Below are 20,809 nucleotides of genomic sequence, written 5' to 3'. Positions count from 1 at the left end.
TTGTAGTCGATCGGAGTATTTCGCGGAACAAGGATGTCGGGCAAATTAGCCATTTCTGGATGGGCACTATATAACCGTCATGGAGCTGTCCATGGATTTAAAAGAATCTTGCCCCGACAAACTGCTCGACGCCGAAACCGCTATCGCCAAAATCAAAAACGGCAGCCGCGTCTTCGTCGGCACCGGGTGTGGCGAACCCCAGCACCTGATTCGGACCTTGGTGGAAGATCTGAATATGCAAGATATCATGATCTACCAAATGCTTTCGTGGACCTTTTCCGATTATGTGGATGATCCCAAGTTCATGAAACGCTTTTCCCTCAAACTTTTCTTCATCAGCGCCTCCATGAGAAAAGCCGCCTTCGAGGGCAAAATCGATTACATTCCCACCTATCTCTCCCAGATTCCGCGCTACTTCGCCAACCGGCGCATCGGGCTGGACGTGGCCCTGATCCAGGTCAGCCCACCGGACAAATTCGGCTATTGCAGCCTGGGCGTTTCGGTGGATATCACCCTGGCCGGGATGCAGAACGCCAAAATGGTGATCGCCCAGGTCAACCCACGCATGCCGGCAACCTGGGGTGACAGCATGGTCCATATCGACGAGATCGATTATTTGGTTCCCTATGAGGAGCCGCTCGTCGAAGCCGTGCCCAGCTTTAAAAATCCAGAGGTTGCCGATCGCATCGGGTTTTACGTCAACCAATTGGTGGATGATGGCGCCACCCTGCAGATCGGTTTCGGTCACCTGCCCAACACCATCTTGCAACAGCTGATGGACAAGCGTGACTTGGGTATTCACACCCAGTTGATCACCGATGCGTTCCTGCCCTTGTTCGAGCAGCAAGTGATCACCAACCGCAAGAAAACCATGCTTCCCGGCCGGGCCGTCGCTTCGCTGTGCATGGGGTCGGAAAAGCTCTACCAGTACGTGGACAGCAACCCGATGTTTTACTTCCGATCGTCGGAGTTCGTCAACGATCCCACGGTCATCGCCCGTAACGACAATCTCATTTCGATCAGCTCGGCCCTCGAAGTCGACCTGACCGGCCAGGTGTGCACGGACTCCATGGGCCACCTTTTCTACAGCGGCATCGGCGACCAGGTCGACTTCTTGCGCGGCAGCGCCATGTCCAAAGGGGGCTTCTCCGTCATCGCCCTGCCCTCCACGGCCCAGAACGGTAAAGTGTCCCGAATCGTGCCCCACCTGAGCGAAGGCGCCGGGGTCGCCACCACGCGCGGCGACGTTAATTTCGTGGTCACCGAATACGGTATCGCCGAGCTTTCCGGCAAAAGCATCTACCAGCGCGTCATGGAATTGGCCCAGATCGCCCATCCCAAATTCCGCGAGGAACTCATCGATGTGGCCAAATCGCGGCACTACATCTTTGCCGACCAGTTGCCACCGTCCCAGGACGATCTGATCTTCCTTGAGGGATATAAGAACCGCATGATCCTGAAGAACGGCAAAACCGTCGAGTTCAGGCCGCTGCTGCCGTCCGACGAGTTCGCTACCGGAACTTCTTTTACTCACTGCAGGAAAAGACCATCTATTTCCGTTTTTTCTACAAAATGAAGCTTTTCTCCCACGAAGTGGTTCAGAAGCAGTGGGCCAGCGTGGACTACCGCAAAAACATGTCCATGATCGGCCAGGTACGGATCGGCGGACACCAGGAGATCATTGCCATCGGCTCCTATGCCGACGATAGCGACAACCGCGCCGAAGTGGCTTTCGTGGTGCGTGAGGATTTCCAGAGCATGGGTATCGCCTCTCACCTGCTCGCAACCATGCAACGGATTGCCAAGGAAAATGGGTTCACCGGTTTCTCCGCCACTGTTCTGAGAGAGAATACGGCCATGTTGCAGGTCTTCAAGAAACGCTATCCGCATGCCAAAACACAGGTCAGCGGCGGCAACGACATCGCGATCCTCATGGATTTCAGCGATGCCGTGGAATATGGTCACAAGGTCCCCAGCAGCGCTCCCGGAGAGGATGACGTCTGCGTTTGCACGCCCAAATAGTGCCTATCCAGAAATGGCCGATTTGCCCGATATCCGCGCTCGGCTTGGGCATGATCACAACCCGGATCAGGCGGTGAATTCGGCCATGCGCTCCCGCTTTTCGTCATAATAGTCGATGTGGGCCATGTAGGAATGCAAATCCACATGTAAAACGGCGCGAAAGGGCATGCGGGTCCAGGAGACCTTCAGCTGATCATCCGGCGAATCCTCAATGACAAAACGACCTTCAAACGCCCGGCAGGTATTCCTGAACTCCATGAGCCGCAGCAAGCGCTTGACCACCGGCTTGTCGATTTCCCCCTCGATCTCCTCCAGACTGTAGTTATGCCGGTTGATATCGCGGCCGTTCTTGGTGTGCTGCACCAGGGCGATGTCGTTCTCTCCGGCCAGGAGCCCCACATAGTAAACCTGGGGAATCCCGGGCGTGAAAAACTGGATCGCCCGGGCGGCGATATAGGCGTCATCATTCGCGCCCAAGGCCGAATAATAGGTGCAGTTGACCTGATAAATATCCAGGTTTTCATACTCCGGGCCGGAAAAGATCTTGCGTGTGTTGGCGCCTTTCTCATCCAGGACGTCCAGGGTTTTCTGCAAGGTATCGGGATCGATCAGATCCTGAACGTCCACCACACCGATACCGTCATGGGTATCCAGGGTCGTCATCTGCTTGTGCGGGCAAATGGCCAGCCACTGTTTGAGCACATGGCTGCTATGATGATACAAGGTATGCAGCATCAGCATGGGCAAGGAAAAATCATAGGTCCAATATCCATGCTCGGAAATCTTCTGGTGATAACGGAAATGCTCATGGACTTCAGGCAGGATTTCCACGCCAAAGGGCGCGACGTAATTCCCCAGCCAATCCAGCAGTTCCCAGACCTGCGGTTCCAGGAAGAAGCAATTGGTTCCAAGTTTGAAGGTGCTGTAGGCAAAAGCATCCATGCGGATCATTTTGGCCGGTGAACGCGAAAGCTGAATCAGATAACGGCGCATCACCTCACGGGTCTTGGGGGATTCCCAATCCAGATCGATCTGCTCATAGTCAAAGGTGCACCAGATCTTTTCCTTGGAACCATCGGCACGATGAACAATGGTGTATGGCGGCCGGGGCTTGCGCGTGTAGACCTTGGCGAGATCCTCGTCGCTGATTTCACCGTCGGGGCTGAGTTTGTCGAAGGTCAGAAACATGTCGGCGAATTCCGAGTCCGCCCCCTTTTCCAGATAATCCAGGAAGTAGGTGGATTGCCGGGAAATGTGATTGACCATGAAGTCGATCACCAGGTCAAACTCCTCACCGATGAGATCGATATCGCGCCAGGAACCAAACACCGGGTCGACCGTGTCATAGGTCAGCGGAGCAAATCCCCGATCGGCCGACGAAGGATAAAAAGGCAGCAGATGGATGCCACCTATGGCCCTGCTCAGGTAGCGGCGCAACACATAATGAAGCTCGACAAGATCCTTGCCCAGGCTGTCCGGGTAGACGATCAACTGAACGTTGTTCTTGATGGGCATGGCTCAGGCTCCTTTGATTTCTTCGATAAAGCGATAGTGTTGCAGCCCTTCGAGAATGCCACCGGAACAGGGCTGCGTGGCAAAAAAGACATTTCGGCCGCCTTTCAACCCCTCGAGTTCGTGGCTGTAATTGCCCACCACCACACCCCGCGGCTCACCACGCAGCATCTCTTCGTCATTGCCCGAATCCCCGCACACGATAAAATTGGCCAATGGAATCTCCCACCGATAGCCCAGGTAGCGAATGGCCTTGCCCTTGGACGCCCGAAAAGGCAGAATGTCCAGATACCGGTCGTGGGAGTAGATCAGGGTGTGTCGGCAGCGGTGCGCCAGCAGGCGATCGTGAACCAGAGCCAACCGATCCTTGTCCGGATCCATGTAATAACTGACCTTGAACCGGCGCTGATTTTCTTCCTCCTGGTATTCGAGAAAATCAACAGACTTGAGCAGGTCAACGATTTTCTCGCGATTCCATCGACTGCTGATATGACTGGCCCAGCCTGGATCGGGCGTTTCGCTGCGGCCGTAGAAAAGCGCGCTGCCCACCGAGCAGATGATCACGTCCGGATCGGGAATTCCGAATTTGGCCAATATTGTCCTTGCCGATTCGGAGGTTCTACCGGTGGCCACGCCAAATCCGATTTGCTGCCGATGGCGTTGCAAGATTTCCATGAGGTCCGCAAGCCGCGAGTTATCGTCCCCAATCAAGGTGTTATCAATATCGGTGACCAAGAAATGGGTCAGGCGCATGAGTCGACGGCCAACGGCATCGGCGGGTCGGGCCGCTTTGAGTTCAAGCTTCTGATTATCGTCCATGAGTCCTCCGATCCGCTCGGCATAGGATGCGGCATGGCTTTCCCAGGTGTAGTACTTGCGTACGTTCATGATGCCGTTTTTTGAATAGCGGGTCCAAAGTTCCTTGTCGGTGATGATTTTGCGCAGGGCGTCGGCAATCTGCTGCGTATCGGTGGCATCCACGAGGATGCCATTTTCGCAGTTGCGGATAATGTCGTTGGGACCGCCGTCGTTGGTGGCCACGATGGGCACGCCGGTAGCCGAGGCCTCCAGGAGGGTCAGGCCAAAGGGTTCGGTCAAGGCGGGGTTGATGAACACCCCGCCCGTTTCCGCGGCAATCCGATACAACGCCGGCACTTCGTATTCGAAATCATGCTTTTTAGGGATGGCCATCTTGCCGTAAAGGTCATATTTGTCCATGGCCAGCAGCATCTCGGTGAGGACTTCCTTCTCGTTGTCCGCCATGGCGTCGATGTCCTTGCGCAAGCCGGCGAACACAGCCAGGTTGGCCATGGCCTGCAATTCCAGATCATCGCCATAGGTCTGAACAAGCCCCGAGATGTTCTTGCGTTTGTCCGGACGGCTGAGGGCCAGAATCAGCGGCTTTTCCGGATTCATGAAAAACCGGTTCAGTTCCTTGAGAATCGAGGCCTGGGCATAGCGGGCCTTTTCCGTCTGGATGTCATTGTCGAAGTGCTGATGGTAATACGGATAAAATGTTTCGACATCAATACCAGGTGGGATGACCTGATACTCCGGGACATTTCTGTTGTGGTAAAGGCCATATTGCTCATCGATTTCGTGACGGGTGCTGGTGATCACCAAGTCGGCCCGAGCCAGAAGTTGTTCCTCAACGGCAATGCGCCAATCGATCTTGAACTTCTTGACCATCTCCGCCTCGGTCATGCCCTGATCCAAGAGCCGCGCTTTTTTGGCGCGTCCCAGGGAATGCCCGGTGTAAATAAAAGGCAGCCCCAGGTTGTCGGCCAACTGGGCGGCCACGTAACCGGCATCGGGATAATGGCCGTGAACGATGTCCGGCATGACGCCGCTGCGTTTGATGAATTTGATGGTCTTGTCCACATACTCCTCGAGATGGGGCCACAACAGCTCTTTACGAATATATTGGCGCCCGCCGCACTGGATGCGAATGATGCGGAACTTATCATTCACCACCTCGATCGGTTGGCGGTAGTCGACGGAAACGCGTTTGTCGGCGATCAGTCGGGTAAAAAGATCCACCTGGCCGATGTCCTCCCGGGCACTGAGACAGCGCCCCAGCTCCAGCACGTATTTGACCTGGCCGCCGGTGTCTGCATCACGGCCCATCTCCAGGTTGGTGGCACGAATCAACCCGTGAAGGCTGAACAGTTGAATATAAGGTCCGTTAACGGTCATCGAAGTGTCCTTTCATCAACCGTCGAACATCGGCGTACATACCCTCATCCTCGGGCACGGCGCCGGGAATGCGGCAAATCCCACCGGCAAAGCGGGAAGCCTGGGCGATCGTCTCCGGCCAGGGGCGCCGCAGAAGAAAGCCGGCGGCCAAAATCGCCGCATAGCCATCCCCGGCGCCCACCGTGTCAACGATGTCGCCATCCCGGTCGGCAGGCTGATCGATCTGCGCATCCTTGGAGACAAATGTGCTGCCATGGCTTCCCCGCGTGAGGGCCAGGATGGGAATCGCGTAGGTATCCATCAACCAGGCAAGGCTGTCCGCGGCATCCGTGGGGCCGCCCAACCGAAGCATCAGATCGGCCAATTCCTCCTCATTGAGTTTGAGCAAATCGGCGTGAACCAGAGATGCCGCCAGGGATCGTGGATTGACATGGGGGGGCCGCATGTTGATATCGAGGAAACAGGTGGTCTGCCGGCCCGCCTGTTGGAGAAACGCCTGAACCCTTTCGCAACCCGGATCCGTGCGTTGCAAGAGGCTGCCGAAATAGATCATGCGGGCCTGGCGAGCCGCTTTCCCATGGACGGCCGTCCCCAACGCAAGGTGGTCGTAGGCCACATTCCGGCGAATATCGAAATGGGGAACGCCGTCTGCGTCCAGATCCACCTGAACCGTTCCGGTCGGATGGTTCCGGTCAACCTGGATATCGTCGGTGGCAAAGCCATGTTCACCCAACCGGGCGACAATCCGCCGGCCATGGCGGTCATCTCCCACCCGGCTGAAAAAACGCACCGAAAAACCCAGTTTTTTAAGATGAAAGGCGAAATTGAACGGCGCCCCCCCGATACGCTCATAGGATGGAAACCGATCGATCAAAATTTCACCAACGACAACGATCACGCGTCCCCCTTCTTTGATGGTCGGGTCAATGGGAGTGGCTCGAAAATGAGGAAAAACAGACTGTCAGGAAATGGCCGGTCGTCACAGCGCATCGTCAAGGATGATCGTATCATGCCTTATTTTATCATTTTTTGCAAATGATGGCCGGCCTGGTGGCTCGCGGGCAGCGGTCTTAGCGGCCATGGTGGGTGCAAAAGACCGCCCAGCGAGCCACTGCGCCACCAGGCACACGGGCGGCCCCGGCAGCGTAAGCGTCAAGAAAAGGGATCAGAGCGCGGCAACCCGGAAGGGCGTGCACTGAATCGCCAGGCTGCCTTTTTTACCCAGATACGCGCCATGGTAACGGTTTCGCCGGCCATGTTGACCACATTGGCGAGCTTTTCCACATGGGTGATGTCGTTCCGGCTGAATTCCAGATAGGGACCGAGGTCATTGTATGGATCGGGAATCAGAATGATCTGATCCGCATCCCGGGGGTGTTTTTGCGGTGAACCGGTGTATGGCACATGGGTCTTGGCAAGGGAATGAACATCCTTGGGCGCGCTGTATTTCTCAATTTCGAACTTTTCAGCCTTCTGCAGTGAAGTCATCGCTGACATGTCGGCCTCCTTTATTCAGCTATACAGCCTCAATAGCGAATATCAAAATGGTCGAATTCGCCCTGGTAGTCCCCCCAGGTGACGTCCACCCGTTCCACATGGGCCCGAGGGGGACCTTTGCGGCACCAATTGATCAATGCGATGACATCCAGTTCGGGTCCTTCGACAATCGCCTCCACTGTGCCATCGCGCTTGTTCCGCACCCAGCCGTGCACACCGAATTGGCTTGCCGCCCGTTGGGTTTCCACCCTGAAAAAAACCCCCTGGACTCGGCCCGTTACAATCAAATGGGCCTGGTATGCTGGACACGGGTATTTGTCGTCACGAAGCCCTCCTTGAGAATTTATTCAAACGGTGGACGAAACGAAATTGCCGTCGGTGAAATCAGAATATGAGCCATGCCACGGGATGTCAAGACGCCGGGCGCGCCTTCAGCGTTTGCGCCTGGAATTGGGTTTTCAGGTCGAACGCCCATGCCGGCTTAGAAGTAGGTTTGCAGACCGGGAGCAATGAACTCATAGTCTTCAAAGCCGGTTTCTTTTTCAGTGGGTTTGGGGTGGGCAAGACCATCGGGATGGATCACCAGGGCCTCGAATCGGCGCTGCTGCCGGACATCCAACGTGATTTCACGGCAAACGATCTGCTTTTCGACGAAAATGCGTTTTTCACGGTTGACGTCGATGGTCTTGAATACCCGTCGATAGGAAATATGGGGGCACAACAGCGCCTCGTAATAGGTCACCCCCATGTTCAGTCCGGCGGCGGTCATTTGTCGCCACAGCGAGGGATGAAAGAACAGCCGGTCCTTGGCACTGTTGATGGCCCACAGGGACGTCTCCACGCCAGTCCGGCTCAACTGCTCGGCCTGGCGCCCAAGGCGTTCCGGGTCACCAACCAGGCAGGTGGCACGAATATACCCGCTGGAAGTGACATCCTCATGGGCTTTGGCCATCAGCCGGGCACTGCGGCGACGCACCGCGGCCTTCTGGAACCGATTCTTGAAAACGAACGAACAATAGTTCACCGAAAGGTCGAGCCGATGCTCGACGACATGCTGCATGAGTGCCAGGGCCGTCAATTCGGATTCCAAAACGGTCACTTTTTCGCCATGCAGAAAAGTGTAGCCGCGGTCGACCAAACGGGTTCGATTATAAGGTGTCATACGAAGCTGGTGCAGATTGAGATGATTGACGCCAAGGGTTTTGAGACGCGGCAACAGATCGACCAGACGTGCGAAATCTTCCGGAATGGCGGGGATTTCCACGGTAACAACGGGAATGTGCCCCACCGCCAGGCGGATCTTTTGCGTGTCGTATTGGGCGGCACTGAGGTCAAAGCGGATCTCGTCCAATCCCACTGCTTTCAGGCGCTTGACGAGATCGGCGGTCAACAGCGTTCCATTGGTGTACATCCAGAGGTGTCGCGGCCGAGGCCGGATTCGGTTGATCGAATCCAGGAAACGCAGCGTCGTTTCCGGGGTCAAGAGCGGCTCACCGCCGCTGATGCTGACGCCGTCGAATGCCATTTGAAAAACATAGTCGCCATAATCCGCCGATTGGGCAAAGGAGATCCGGTTGGTCGTGGGCACACCGATTTCCGCCTGGGGGGTGGGGCAGTAAAAGCAACGACAATTGCATTTCCCGTTGATGAAAAGGCAGGACCAGCCGCCTTCACCGCAGATGCGACACCCGGGAGAAAGCGGGCCGAGATGGGGTTTGGTGGCGTTGAATGCCAGCCTTAATCGGGGTTCCATGGCCTTGAGCCGCTGGCCGCGCTCGGTTTCGGCCGCCACGGCACCGGCCTGAGAAACCCAATGCATCGCGTCGACGGCATCGCCGTATTCGGCACGGTTCACGCAAACCATTTGCTCTTGCCAAGCGGACAGTTGCAAATCGGCCATGGGGCCCCTCAGCATGACGACACGTCATCGGGAAACGATGCATTTCTATAGGTTAGAAACCGGTGGATTTCAAGCGCGATTTTCGAGCCGCGTCACGGGTATCCAAAGGCGGCCGTCATTTGACAACTTTTCCTGATGGGCCTACAGTGATAACCAAGATTGACGGACTCGTAACAAGCCCGATATCGGCGTTACGCGTATCCCTCGTCACTGCGGCGTACGCAAAAGTACGCCTCATTCCTTAAGGATTCGCAAGCCTTGATCTCGGGCTTGTTACGAGTCCGTCGGAAATGTTTTTTACGAGTTCATCAGATTTATCCGCCCCACCAGCCAGATGGATTGACCATCCCGCATCAGGAGACGCACCATGAAGCATATGGGAGAAATGCTGCTCAGGCGAGAGCCTTTTTCGGAAATCGTGATGGGCAATACCGCTATCGTCAGGGCCATGGTGGAAGCGGGCACCCGCGTGGTGAGTTCCTATCCCGGGTCGCCGACACCGGAAATCGCCACCGCCATCGGCACGATGCCCCAAGACCAGCGTCCTTTTTATTTCGAGTTCTCCACCAATGAAAAAGTGGCCACCGAGCTGGCCTACGGGGCGGCCCTGAACGGCCATCTCGCGACTGTTTTCTTCAAAAGCGTCGGCCTCAACGTGGCGGCCGACACCTTCGTCCAACTGAGCTTGATGAACATCATCGGCGGAATGGTGGTGGTGCTGGGCGACGACCCGGGGGCCAACTCCTCCCAGAACGAGCAGGACAACCGCCACTACGCCAAGCTCAGCTACACCCCGGTGCTCGAACCGGCCGATCCGGCCGAAGTCTACCACTTCTACCGCGAGGCGGCGCGGCTTTCCCAATCGCTGAAGATGCCGGTGATCCTGCGTCTGACCACGCATGTCTGCCATGCCAAGCAAAAAGTGGCCTTCGGCGCCTGGAATCCTGAACCACGGGATGATGCGCCGCGCTTCGACCCGGCCAACGGCCCTTATATTCCCCTGACCCACATGGCCCTGGAGCAGAAACGCAAAGCCCTGCAACGGCTCGAAAGCGTACGCCAGCGGGCCGAGGCGAGTCCGCTCAACCGCCTGGTGGACAACGCCAACCGCCAACGCGGGATCATCACCATGGGGCTGCCGTTCCTCTCCCTGATGGAAGTCGTCAACGACGCGGCCCATCGCCCCGACATTCTCAAACTGGCCTACGTTCATCCCCTGCCCCGAAAAACCATTGTCGATTTTTTGAATCACCATCAAGCGGTCAAGATTCTCGAGGAACTGGATGATGTGCTGGAGGTTCAGATCAAGGCCATCGCCTTTGACGAAGGCCTGCCGGTGAAGATCATCGGCAAGACCGATCTTGACGATTGGGTCGGCGAGTATACCCCGGACAAGGTACGCCAGATAATCGCGGGCATCTGGCCGGACATGGTGGCGCCGTCAACTCTCATCCGGCGCGACGATCCGGCACCGGCCCGGCCGGCCCAACTTTGCCCGGGCTGCGGCCACCGCAGCGCATTCCACGCCATCAAACAGGCGCTTGCCCCAACGGATATCACCGTGGCCGACATCGGTTGTCACACCCTGGGATTTCAGGCCCCCTACGCCATGGGGCAATTGCTCATGTGCATGGGCGCATCCACGGCCATGGCCAGCGGCCTGCGTCTGTTCAACACCCGTCGCAAGGTCGTGGCCTTCATGGGTGACTCGACCTTCTTCCATGCGGCCCTGCCCGGGATCATCAATGCGGTTTTCAACCGGCACCCGATTACCCTGATCCTGATGGAAAACGGCACCACCGCCATGACGGGACACCAGGACCACGCCGCCAGCGGACGCAACGTCAACACGCCAACCGATGCGATTCCCGTCCGCCAGGTTCTGGACGGTCTGGGAGTCAAGCACATCTTCGACGTGGATACCTACCAGCAGGCCAAGTTGACCCAACTGGTGCGCGAAGCCGTCGCCATTGACGACTTCAGTGTGGTGATCGCCCGGCATCCCTGCATGCTCAAGTTCACCCGCGAAAGGCGCAAGACCGCCGGCTACGAGCAGCGTCACGTGGTTATCGACCAGACCGTGTGCGAGCGCGTGCATACCTGCGTGGAGACCTTCGGCTGCCCCACCTTTAACCGGGATGATCAGGGCAAGGTGACCATCAATACCGATCTTTGCATCGGTGACGGCAGTTGCATTCAGACCTGCCCGACCCAGGCCATCGTCCCGGCCGGCAAGTCAGACCCAGGCAAGTCCAACCCAGGAGGTGCGGCATGAAGGCCTTCAACATCTACCTGACCGGCGTGGGTGGCCAGGGCATCGGTTTGATCAGTGAAACCATCCTGCGGGCGGCGGATCATGCCGGGCATGCGGTGAAAAGCGTCGACACCCACGGACTGGCCCAACGCGGCGGAATTGTCGTCTCTCACATCCGCCTGGGAACGGAAATTTTTTCGCCCCTGGTGCCTGCCGGCCGAGCCGATCTGGTCATCGCTCTGGAGCGTCACGAGGCTTTGCGGGCAATGGCAACCCAGTTGAAGCCAAAAGGCGTACTGGTCTATTACAACACATCCTGGCAACCCCTTTCCGTGCGTCTGAATCAGACGGCCGAAACCCGCCCGGCGGAAATCGAGCCTTCGCCCGGAAACAGGGAATCCAGGTCCACGCGGTGTTCCAGGCCGATCTTCCCGACATCCGGATGCAGAACATGGTCGTCCTGGCCGAAATCTGCGGCCAGCGGCTGATTCCCGGCATCGACACCGTCCATTATCAGGCGGCCATGGCCGACTTGATGACCGATCGTATGCTAAACAGCAACATGGCCATCTTTGATAAGCACCTGCGCATGGCGGGACCCGCATCGCCCCCATCGGATTCGCCATAGCCCATGGTTCGGAGATTCGTCCACCCAGACCATCCGACCGGGCACCTAATCCAAGTTGGGGCCGAAGGCACCGGCCAATAGATCGTCCAGGGCCTTTTCGTTCAGCAATGCCTTTTCCAGCACCAGGGTCTTGAGATTCTTGCCGGAGGACAGCCCCTCCTTGACCAGGGCGGCCACCCGATCGTATCCCAGAGCCGGATTGAGAATGGTGGCCAGCCCCGCACTGGATTCAAAATTGCGTTGGCAGACGGCTGCATTCGCCGCGATCCCTTGGATGCAGCGCTCATCCAGCATCTTAAGGGTACGGGTCAACACGCCGAAGGATTTGATCAGGTTGGTGCCAATCAGCGGCATGTGGGTGTTAAGTTCCAGTTGCCCCAGACCGCAGGCCATGGCGACGGTTGCATCGTAACCGACCACCTGGATGCAGGCCATGTTGGCGGCTTCGCAGATACTGGGGTTGACCTTGCCCGGCATGATCGATGATCCGGGCTCCACGGCCGGCAGCCGGATCTCGGCCAGCCCCGTATTGGGCCCGGAGGCCAACAGACGCAGGTCATTGGTTATCTTTAGCAAATCCATGGCCAAGAGCCGCAAGGCGGCGGACATCTGCCCCATGTCGGTCATGAACTGCGTCATCTCGACGCCGTTTTCGGCCACCCTGAAAGCAAACCCCGTGGTCTGGTTGAGGGCATCGACGATCAGCGATCGAAAGGCCTTTTGGGTATTGATTCCGGTCCCCACCGCATTTCCGCCCACGCCGATTTCCAGCAATCCGTCAGCCGCCGCGGCCAGCCGTGCCCGGGCCTTTTCCAGGCTGTGGGCATAGGCCCCGAATTCCTGGCCCAAGGTGATGGGCACGGCATCCTGAAGGTGGGTGCGCCCGCTTTTGGCCACCGGGGCAAATTGGTTCGCCTTTTCAGTGAGGGAAGCCACCAGCCCGTCGATGGCCACTGTCAGATCCCGATTCAATTGCACACCGGCCAGGCGAATGGCGGATGGAAAGATATTGTTGGTCGACTGCCCCTTGTTCACATGGTCGTTGGGATGGACCCGTTCCCGCTCACCGCGTGCGCCGCCCAGTTTGACGGCGGCCAGATTGGCGATGACCTCGTTCACGTTCATCTGGGTGGACGTCCCGGAACCGGCCTGAAAAACATCGACGGGAAACTGATCCGCGTACCCACCGGCCAGAATGGCCGCACAGGCAGCTTTGATCGCCGAAGCGCGCTCGGCATCCAGGAGACCGAGCGTTTCGTTGGCCGTCGCGCAAGCCGCCTTGAGGCGCACGATGGCGTAAACGATCGACAGCGGCAGCACCTCGCCGGCAGCATCGAAATTTTCAATCGACCGGCAGGTATGGATACCGTACCAGGCGTCATCGGGAACCGGCTTCTCGCCCAGCGAGTCCTTTTCGATTCGCATCTCAAACCTCCTTGAGGGGTAATGGTCATGACGGATTCGGCATGAAAGGGTCTGTTTCGAACCTACGGCAAATTCGATCACTGTCAAGCATGCACAAGTGAATGCATTTCTTGACACGGGGGGATTCGTGGTCATGTTGTCCGGAACTATTTACATTAAATGAATGGAGGTTGGCATGCAGAAAGTTGAAAACGGTCTCTTCGTGAGTGTCGATTACACCGGGACCTTGGATAGCGGCGAGGTGTTTGATTCCAGCGAGGGGCGTCACCCCCTGGAGGTCCAAATGGGCGCCGGTAGCGTCATCCCGGGATTTGAAGCGGCCCTCATGGGTATGGCCATCAACGAAACCAAAACCGTCACCCTCCCTCCTGAAGAGGCCTATGGCCATCGGGATGCTGAGCGTATGGTCGATTTTCCCCGTTCACAGGTCCCCGTAGGCGTCACGCCGGAGTGGGTCAGACCTTGATGTTGAATACCCCCCAGGGCCAGCAGATCCCGGCACGGGTTGACAGCATCGATGACGAAAAGGTGGTCTTCGACCTGAACCACCCCCTGGCCGGACAGAATCTGACCTTTGCCCTCAAAGTCGTGGGCATCAGCGAAACGGGTACCCCTCAGCACGCCGGCTGCAACAGCGATCAGTGCCCCAGCGGCAGCTGCGATTGCGGTGGCAGCGGCTGCGGCTGCTAAACCACAACCCATGGGCAATCTTCTCGCCGTCGGGAAGATTGCCCATGGGAAGCGCGGTTCATCTAGGCGGCGACCCCGCTGTCAATCCAGGATTGTCCTCTTCCCAGCCCTTTTCTTTCTGTTGCACCATCCTCGGGAGCATTCTTTCATCTGTTTTCTCAGCCAGTCTCCCTCTCGCCTTTTTGCATGTTTTATGGGCACCTTGACACCATCACCCAAATACGATAGCAGAAGGGGTTTACAATTTCCTGGCCGGCTGCCGCGCGAAAACGGCAACGGGCAGCGCCGGCCAGGCGCAACACGACGATCGACCAGGGCGCATCGGCAAGATATCGCCCTTTGTAATTACGGATGCGGCGTGCATTCACAGCGGAGACAGCATGGACAACGCAAAAGATCTGTTGAGCAAACGCAAAGCGAAAGCGGAAAGCCTGAAAGAAGAAGGGGTTAACCTTTTCCCCAATGGGTATACGGTCAGTCACACCATCCACGATATCAGCACCCATATCGAAAACTTCGCCGATGACCAAAGCGAGGACGCCACCGTATTTACCGTTGCGGGTCGGATGATGGCCATCAACCGTTTCGGCAAGTCCGCCTTCGTCCGCTTCAAGGATCGCAGCGGTCTCATGCAGGCCTACATCCGTAAGGACAAGGTTGGCGATTCGGCCTATGAGCTGTTCAAGCGCCTTGATGTGGGGGATTTCGTGGGCATCCAGGGCAGCCTGTTTCGGACCAAGACCGGTGAATGGACCCTTCTGGCCACCCACCTGGAGCTCCTCTGCAAATCCACGCGGCCTTTGCCGGAAAAATTTCATGGATTGAAAGATCCTGAAAAGCGATACCGCCAGCGCTACATCGACCTCATTATGAACCCCGAGGTGAAGGAGATCTTCATCCGTCGCAGCCGCATTATCCAGGCCATGCGCGAGTTCTTTCTCTCCCGGGATTTCCTTGAAGTCGAGACGCCCATGATGCAGCCGATTCCCGGCGGCGCCGAGGCGACTCCCTTCGTTACCCACCATAACGCGCTGGATATCGACCTGTACCTGCGCATCGCACCGGAGCTCTATCTTAAACGGTTGGTGGTGGGCGGCTTTGAGCGGGTGTTTGAAATCAACCGCAATTTCCGCAATGAGGGCGTCTCCACCCGCCACAATCCCGAATTTACCATGGTTGAGTTCTACCAGGCATACGCCACCTACGAAGATCTCATGGACCTCACCGAAACGATGCTGGCGCAGATTACCCAATCCATTACCGGTGGCACGCAAATCACCTACCAGGGGCATGAGATTCAGATGGGAGGCCCATGGAAGCGCATGGCCCTGTTCGATGCCCTGGAGCAAATCGGGGGTGTGGATTCGGCCATTTTGACGGACAAGGCCAAATTGCTTGAATTCGCCGTTTCAAAGGGTATCACGGTGACCAAAACGGAACGGCTCGGCAAGGTGATCACTAAACTCTTCGACGCCCTGGTCGAGCCCCACCTGATCCAACCCACCTTCATTACCGGTTATCCGGCCGAGGTTTCTCCGCTTTCCCGGCGAAGCGATGTCAGCCCCGCATTGACCGAACGTTTCGAGCTGTTTATCGCCGGCCGGGAACTGGCCAACGGCTTTTCCGAACTCAACGATCCGGAGGACCAGCGCGGACGCTTCCTTCAACAGGTGGAGGATCGCAAGGCCGGTGACAGTGAAGCGCATTACATGGACGATGATTATATCGAAGCCTTGGAATACGGTATGCCGCCAACGGCCGGCGAAGGCATCGGCATCGACCGATTGGTCATGCTGCTAACCGACGCACCGTCCATTCGTGAAGTCATCTTGTTCCCGCACATGAAACCCAGGGCAAGCGTCCCCAAAACCGCGTAAGGGTCGAAAAACCCAGACGGGACTGGCTATCGCATGTCATTTGTGGCATTTGTATCCGGGCGTTATCTCAGGACGCGTCAGAAACGGGCCTTCATCTCCTTGATTTCCGCATTGTCCATTGCCGGGGTGACGGTGGGTGTGATGGCGCTGATCGTGGTGATTGCCGTTATGGCCGGCTTCGAATCCGACCTGAAAACCCGCATCATGGGGGTTCGGCCGCATATCGTCATCACCCGGAAAAACCATTCCTTCAATGCTTACCGGACGGTCCTGCAGACGGTGCAAGCAACCGCCGGCGTCAAATCCGCGGAACCGTTCATCACCACCCAGGTGGTCCTGCGAACCACCAACCGGGCGGCAGGCGCCGTCCTGAGAGGCGTTGATGCAAACCACGCTCGGGAGTTCATCAAGGGCCTGAACAGCGGTCGTCTTGCCGAGCAGAACACCGTCAAGGATGACAATGGGAAAATCCGGCACCTTCCGGGGATCATTCTCGGCAAGGAACTGGCCGCCAGCCTGGGTGTCGTCCGCGGAGATACGCTATACATGATTTCTCCCCGGGGGATGCTCTCCCCGGTCGGGCATATTCCGGCCATGGTCAAGTTTCAGGTGGTCGACCTTTTCGCATCCGGCATGTATGAATTCGACGGTACGCTGGCTTTCATCGACCTTGCCGAAGCCCAGAAGATGCTCCGCATGCCTGACGCCGTCAGTGGTATCGAAATTCGTCTGAATGACATCGACCAGGTGGATGCGACGATCCACCGGCTGACCCAAAAACTCGGCGATGCCTACACCATTGAGGGCTGGAAGCAGATGAACCGGAATCTCTTTTCAGCCCTGCAACTCGAAAAGACCGTCATGTTTATCATCCTCGCCCTGATCGTGCTGGTGGCGGCATTCAACATCGCCGGTTCACTGGTCATGATGGTCATGGAAAAACGAAAGGATATCGCCATATTGAAAACCATGGGGGCAACGGCCAGCGCCATCGGCCGGATCTTTGTCATCAAGGGACTGGTGATCGGTTGTTGGGGGATCGTGTTGGGAACGGTATCCGGTGTGACGCTTTGTTCGCTATTGAAGCGCTATGACGTTGTTCATCTCCCCGCCGACCTTTATTATATCACGACGTTGCCGGTAAACCTCAAAATGACGGATGTTTTGATGATCGCCAGTTGTGCCCTGATCATTTGTCTCGCCGCGACCATCTACCCGGCCCGACAGGCAGCGGGTGTCGATCCCGTGGAGGCCTTGCGCCATGGATAGAAACCATCGCCCATCCACGGTGAACGCCGACCGGCATCGATCATCCGACGGTGACCCGTTGATTCAAGCGATTGCCATCGGCAAGACGTACAACCACAGCGCGCCCGGATCCAGGTCATCGACAACCTGTCTTTCAGGCTGGACCGCCAAGAGACCATCGGCATCGTGGGCGCATCCGGCATCGGCAAGTCCACCCTGCTGCACATCCTCGGCACGCTGGATCGACCCGATAGCGGGGAGCTCCGCTATTCGGGCAAGGACGTGCTCCAGCTCGACGATATTCAACTGGCCCGTTTCCGTAACCGCACGATTGGTTTCGTCTTCCAATTCCATCACCTGCTGCCGGAATTCACGGCCCTGGAAAACGCCATGATGCCGGCCTTGATCAGCGGTATGGAAAAACGGCCGGCCATGGAAGCGGCAAAAGCGATCCTGGTTCGCGTGGGCCTTGAATCGCGGCTCGAACACCGCGCCGGGGAACTTTCCGGCGGTGAACAGCAACGCGTGGCCCTGGCGCGGGCGCTGGTGATGCAACCGGATATTTTGCTGGCCGACGAACCCACAGGGAACCTGGACCGCAAGAACAGCGATCTGATTCACGCCTTGCTCATGGAGTTGAACCAGGAGATGGGCATGGCATTGGTGGTGGTCACCCATAACCCCGCGTTGGCCGCGCTGGTTTCACGACGGGTGACCATCATGAACGGCCAATTACATGAACTCGATGAACCGGCAACGCTTGCCACTTCCTTAACGATATGAAAACCGATATAGTCGCGGGTAAAAATCGATGAATACAGAGTCTTGCCGGCTTTTCTCGAAAATGCTGCCAAACCAACGGATGATGCTCGAAACGGAACCGCAACCATCCAGGGGGATGTCATGTTGAGGCGTTATTCTCTTTTAGTGTTGATTTTCCTTTTTTGGATCCACCCTGCCTTCTCCGCCGAGCCGGTCCGCGTGCTGGTTCTGCCTTTTGAAATCCATACCAGCCAGGATCTGGCTTACTTGAAGGAGGATATTCCGAAATATATCCGGGAAGCCCTTCAGGCCGAGGGCGCTGTCATGGTCGACGCCGGCGCGGCGCAACGGCACGAAGCTCGCCAACGGCGGCATCAACGGCAACGCTTCGCCAAATCGCCCTTGATGCGGGTGCCGATTATGTGGTCTGGGGCAGTTTGACCCGTATCGGCGACAGTATCAGCCTGGATGTCAGCATGGCCCCATCCATAGACACAAAGCCGGTTTTCTCGGTCTATGAAGCCGGGGCCGGCATGGAAAGCCTGAGGGCCCTGGTCAACAAATCCGCTCAAAAGCTCTTACGCAAGCTGTATAGTCAGGATCTGGTGGTCCAGGTGCGGGTCGAAGGAAACCGCCGCATCGAAACCGATGCCATTGAACGGGCGATCCGGGTCAAAACCGGTGATGTCCTGCGCGCCGGCGAAATCGCCAAAGATGTGAAAAATATCTACAAGATGGGCTACTTCGATGACATCCGGGTGGAAACCGAGACAACCCCCGAGGGGAAAACCCTGATCTTTCATGTGACCGAGAAACCGACCATCCGCAGGATCTCGTTCAGCGGCAACCAGGTTTTCGACGATGAAAAAATGCGTGAGAACTTGAGTATCAGCACCGGCTCGATATTGAATATTTTTACGCTCAAATCCAATATCGACCAGCTCGAAAGCATGTACAAGGAAAAAAACTACCACAACGTCAAAATCACCTATGCCGTCCACGAGCAGGAGAACAACCAGGCCGATATCGAATTTATTATCGAAGAGGGCGACAAGGTGAAAATCGACAAGATCACCTTCGAAGGCAACACGACCTTCAGTGACAAAGAACTGCTCAAGCTGATTAAAACCTCGGAGAAGGATTCTTCTCCTGGCTGACCTCTTCCGGAGAGCTGAACCGGGAAGACCTCAAACAGGATGCCGGCCGGATCATGGCCCATTATCAAACCAACGGGTTCATCCATGCCAAAGTCGCCGATCCCGTGGTGGATTTTACCGGCCAATCGATCCACATCACCTTCAAGATCGAAGAGGGCGAGCGTTTCCGCGTCGGTCGAATCGACATCGAAGGGGATCTTCTGATCGTCCCCAAAGAAAAGCTCATGCCCTTCCTGAAAATCGCCAAGGTACCTTATTTCAGCCGCGAAACGGTTCGTCAGGACATTGTCTCCCTGACCGATGTCTATGCGAATGCGGGCTATGCCTATGCCAGCGTCAACCCGCTGACCAAGGAGAACGACCAAACCCACCTGGTGGATATCACCTATACCATCGACAAAGGTGAGAAGGTCTACTTCGAGGACATCGAGATTGTCGGCAACACACGCACCCGGGATAAGGTCATTCGGCGGGAATTGCGCATCTATGAGCAACAGCTTTACTCCGGCAGCCGCCTGAAACGCAGTGTGCGTAACCTGAACCGCTTGGATTATTTTGAGGATGTCAAGGTCGACACGCCCAAGGGCAGTGCGGATGATCGCATGCGCGTCAAGGTGGAAGTCAAGGAAAAGCCTACCGGCAGTTTTACTTTCGGGGCGGGCTACTCGACGGTTGACAACTTTTTCGTCACCGGGTCGGTTACCCAGCGCAACCTGTTTGGCCGTGGACAAATTCTCAAGCTGAGCGGACAGATTGGCGGTTCGTCGGATCTTTACAACCTCAGCTTCACCGAGCCGTGGTTATTCGACATCCCCCTGGCCGGAACCGCCAGTCTCTATCGCCAGACCCGCGAATACGACACCTACGACCGGACGAGCCGCGGTGGCACCATCGGATTCAGCTACCCCATTTGGGACTACACGCGGGCATCCCTGGCCTATCGCTACGACATTACCGATCTGGATGACATCGACGATGACGCCAATGACAATATCAAGGCCCTGGAAGGCACCAACGCCACCAGCGCCGTGACGACGGCCATCTCTTACGATTCCAGAGACAAGACCTTTAACACGACCAATGGCCAGAATCACCGGCTGACTTATACCTATGCGGGCCTCGGTGGCGACATCGGTTTCAACAAGGTCACCGCCGAATTGGGTTGGTATATCCCTGTCTTCAAAGACCTGGTGACCTTCCTGCATGGCGAGACCGGTGTGGTCCGCCAGATCGACGGGTATACCTTGCCGGACTATGAAAAGTTCTATCTGGGAGGCATGAATTCCATCCGCGGGTTCGACTATCAGGATATCAATATCCCAACGATCAACAGCGATGGGGAAGAATCCGAGGAAGGCGGGCTCTCCTATGTTCAGTTCAACCTCGAATTCACCTATCCCATCGTTAAGGACTTGGGCGTCGTTGGGGTGATCTTTTACGATACCGGCAATGTCTATGCCGACGAGACCATCGATCTCGGCGATCTTCGTCAAAGTGCCGGGTATGGTATTCGCTGGTACTCGCCCATCGGACCGATTCGCATTGAAGCCGGCCATATCCTGGATCCGCGCGATGACGAGGATTCCAGCGCAAGATGGGAATTTTCTATGGGTGCCGCCTTCTGATACAAGGCCAAACCGG

General features: G+C 56.8%; 18 protein-coding genes and 1 pseudogene. 12 read left to right on the top strand and 7 right to left on the bottom strand.

The window, feature by feature from the left end; genetic code table 11:
- Positions 1 to 91: 91 nt before the first annotated feature.
- Positions 92 to 2,022, top strand: a pseudogene (locus tag JCM12296_RS08560) (GNAT family N-acetyltransferase).
- A 66-nt stretch (positions 2,023 to 2,088) separates the two neighbouring features.
- Here JCM12296_RS08560 and gtfA read toward each other — a convergent pair.
- The 6 genes from gtfA to JCM12296_RS08530 form a co-directional block, all read right to left on the bottom strand.
- Positions 2,089 to 3,537, bottom strand: a complete 1,449-nt coding sequence (gene gtfA / locus JCM12296_RS08555; RefSeq protein WP_054691548.1) for a sucrose phosphorylase — start codon at positions 3,535 to 3,537, stop codon at positions 2,089 to 2,091.
- Positions 3,538 to 3,540: 3 nt separating this feature from the next.
- Positions 3,541 to 5,730 (bottom strand): HAD-IIB family hydrolase, encoded by a 2,190-nt coding sequence (locus JCM12296_RS08550; RefSeq protein WP_054691546.1) that lies wholly within the window; start codon positions 5,728 to 5,730, stop codon positions 3,541 to 3,543.
- Positions 5,720 to 6,628: a carbohydrate kinase family protein gene (locus tag JCM12296_RS08545; protein WP_054691544.1), complete on the bottom strand. Its 909-nt coding sequence runs from the start codon at positions 6,626 to 6,628 to the stop codon at positions 5,720 to 5,722. The genes JCM12296_RS08550 and JCM12296_RS08545 overlap by 11 nt, the downstream gene beginning before the upstream one ends.
- Before the next feature lie 254 nt (positions 6,629 to 6,882).
- Positions 6,883 to 7,227: a hypothetical protein gene (locus JCM12296_RS08540; protein ID WP_054691542.1), complete on the bottom strand. Its 345-nt coding sequence runs from the start codon at positions 7,225 to 7,227 to the stop codon at positions 6,883 to 6,885.
- Between the two features lie 29 nt (positions 7,228 to 7,256).
- Complete coding sequence (locus JCM12296_RS08535; RefSeq protein ID WP_281491960.1) at positions 7,257 to 7,514, bottom strand: acylphosphatase; 258 nt, start codon at positions 7,512 to 7,514, stop codon at positions 7,257 to 7,259.
- A 194-nt stretch (positions 7,515 to 7,708) separates the two neighbouring features.
- Complete coding sequence (locus tag JCM12296_RS08530; RefSeq protein WP_054691537.1) at positions 7,709 to 9,127, bottom strand: radical SAM protein; 1,419 nt, start codon at positions 9,125 to 9,127, stop codon at positions 7,709 to 7,711.
- 367 nt (positions 9,128 to 9,494) lie between these two features.
- On the opposite strand from JCM12296_RS08530, the gene JCM12296_RS08525 reads away from it, so the two are divergent.
- Genes JCM12296_RS08525 through JCM12296_RS41545 form a run of 3 tightly spaced genes read left to right on the top strand, consistent with a single transcriptional unit; the run spans position 9,495 to position 12,009 of the window.
- Positions 9,495 to 11,402: a thiamine pyrophosphate-dependent enzyme gene (locus tag JCM12296_RS08525; protein ID WP_054691535.1), complete on the top strand. Its 1,908-nt coding sequence runs from the start codon at positions 9,495 to 9,497 to the stop codon at positions 11,400 to 11,402.
- Complete coding sequence (locus JCM12296_RS08520; protein ID WP_218188016.1) at positions 11,399 to 11,869, top strand: 2-oxoacid:acceptor oxidoreductase family protein; 471 nt, start codon at positions 11,399 to 11,401, stop codon at positions 11,867 to 11,869. The genes JCM12296_RS08525 and JCM12296_RS08520 overlap by 4 nt, the downstream gene beginning before the upstream one ends.
- Positions 11,833 to 12,009 carry a hypothetical protein gene (locus JCM12296_RS41545; protein WP_218188015.1) on the top strand — a complete coding sequence of 59 codons (177 nt, stop codon included), beginning with the start codon at positions 11,833 to 11,835 and terminating at the stop codon, positions 12,007 to 12,009. Before JCM12296_RS08520 ends, JCM12296_RS41545 begins: the two co-directional genes overlap by 37 nt.
- 45 nt (positions 12,010 to 12,054) lie before the next feature.
- Here the strand turns inward: JCM12296_RS41545 and JCM12296_RS08515 are convergent, their stop codons facing one another.
- A complete protein-coding gene (locus tag JCM12296_RS08515; RefSeq protein ID WP_054691533.1) occupies positions 12,055 to 13,434 on the bottom strand; it encodes an aspartate ammonia-lyase in 1,380 nt (459 codons plus the stop codon).
- A 175-nt stretch (positions 13,435 to 13,609) separates the two neighbouring features.
- Between JCM12296_RS08515 and JCM12296_RS43830 the strand changes: the two genes are divergently transcribed.
- The 8 genes from JCM12296_RS43830 (at position 13,610) to bamA (ending at position 20,793) form a co-directional block, all read left to right on the top strand.
- Positions 13,610 to 13,900: an FKBP-type peptidyl-prolyl cis-trans isomerase gene (locus JCM12296_RS43830; RefSeq protein ID WP_246804076.1), complete on the top strand. Its 291-nt coding sequence runs from the start codon at positions 13,610 to 13,612 to the stop codon at positions 13,898 to 13,900.
- Positions 13,900 to 14,124 (top strand): FKBP-type peptidyl-prolyl cis-trans isomerase, encoded by a 225-nt coding sequence (locus tag JCM12296_RS43825; protein WP_246804075.1) that lies wholly within the window; start codon positions 13,900 to 13,902, stop codon positions 14,122 to 14,124. The genes JCM12296_RS43830 and JCM12296_RS43825 overlap by 1 nt, the downstream gene beginning before the upstream one ends.
- Positions 14,125 to 14,504: 380 nt before the next feature.
- Positions 14,505 to 16,001: a lysine--tRNA ligase gene (lysS, locus tag JCM12296_RS08505; protein ID WP_054691531.1), complete on the top strand. Its 1,497-nt coding sequence runs from the start codon at positions 14,505 to 14,507 to the stop codon at positions 15,999 to 16,001.
- A gap of 33 nt (positions 16,002 to 16,034) precedes the next feature.
- The gene (locus JCM12296_RS08500) at positions 16,035 to 17,270 is read left to right on the top strand and encodes a lipoprotein-releasing ABC transporter permease subunit (RefSeq protein ID WP_054691529.1); all 1,236 of its coding nucleotides are present in this window, start codon (positions 16,035 to 16,037) and stop codon (positions 17,268 to 17,270) included.
- Between the two features lie 165 nt (positions 17,271 to 17,435).
- The gene (locus tag JCM12296_RS08495; RefSeq protein ID WP_246804074.1) at positions 17,436 to 18,032 is read left to right on the top strand and encodes an ABC transporter ATP-binding protein; all 597 of its coding nucleotides are present in this window, start codon (positions 17,436 to 17,438) and stop codon (positions 18,030 to 18,032) included.
- Positions 18,033 to 18,152: 120 nt separating this feature from the next.
- Entirely contained in the window at positions 18,153 to 18,452 is a 300-nt protein-coding gene (locus JCM12296_RS08490) for a hypothetical protein (RefSeq protein WP_157067474.1), read from the top strand.
- The gene (locus JCM12296_RS08485) at positions 18,434 to 19,168 is read left to right on the top strand and encodes a POTRA domain-containing protein (protein WP_157067473.1); all 735 of its coding nucleotides are present in this window, start codon (positions 18,434 to 18,436) and stop codon (positions 19,166 to 19,168) included. Before JCM12296_RS08490 ends, JCM12296_RS08485 begins: the two co-directional genes overlap by 19 nt.
- Positions 19,165 to 20,793, top strand: a complete 1,629-nt coding sequence (gene bamA / locus JCM12296_RS08480) for an outer membrane protein assembly factor BamA (RefSeq protein WP_083455967.1) — start codon at positions 19,165 to 19,167, stop codon at positions 20,791 to 20,793. The genes JCM12296_RS08485 and bamA overlap by 4 nt, the downstream gene beginning before the upstream one ends.
- Positions 20,794 to 20,809: the final 16 nt, after the last annotated feature.

Source organism: Desulfosarcina cetonica JCM 12296, assembly GCF_001311845.1.
GTDB lineage: Bacteria > Desulfobacterota > Desulfobacteria > Desulfobacterales > Desulfosarcinaceae > Desulfosarcina > Desulfosarcina cetonica.
Note: the sequence above shows the minus strand (reverse complement) of the source record. Positions and strands in the feature narration are given on the sequence as shown.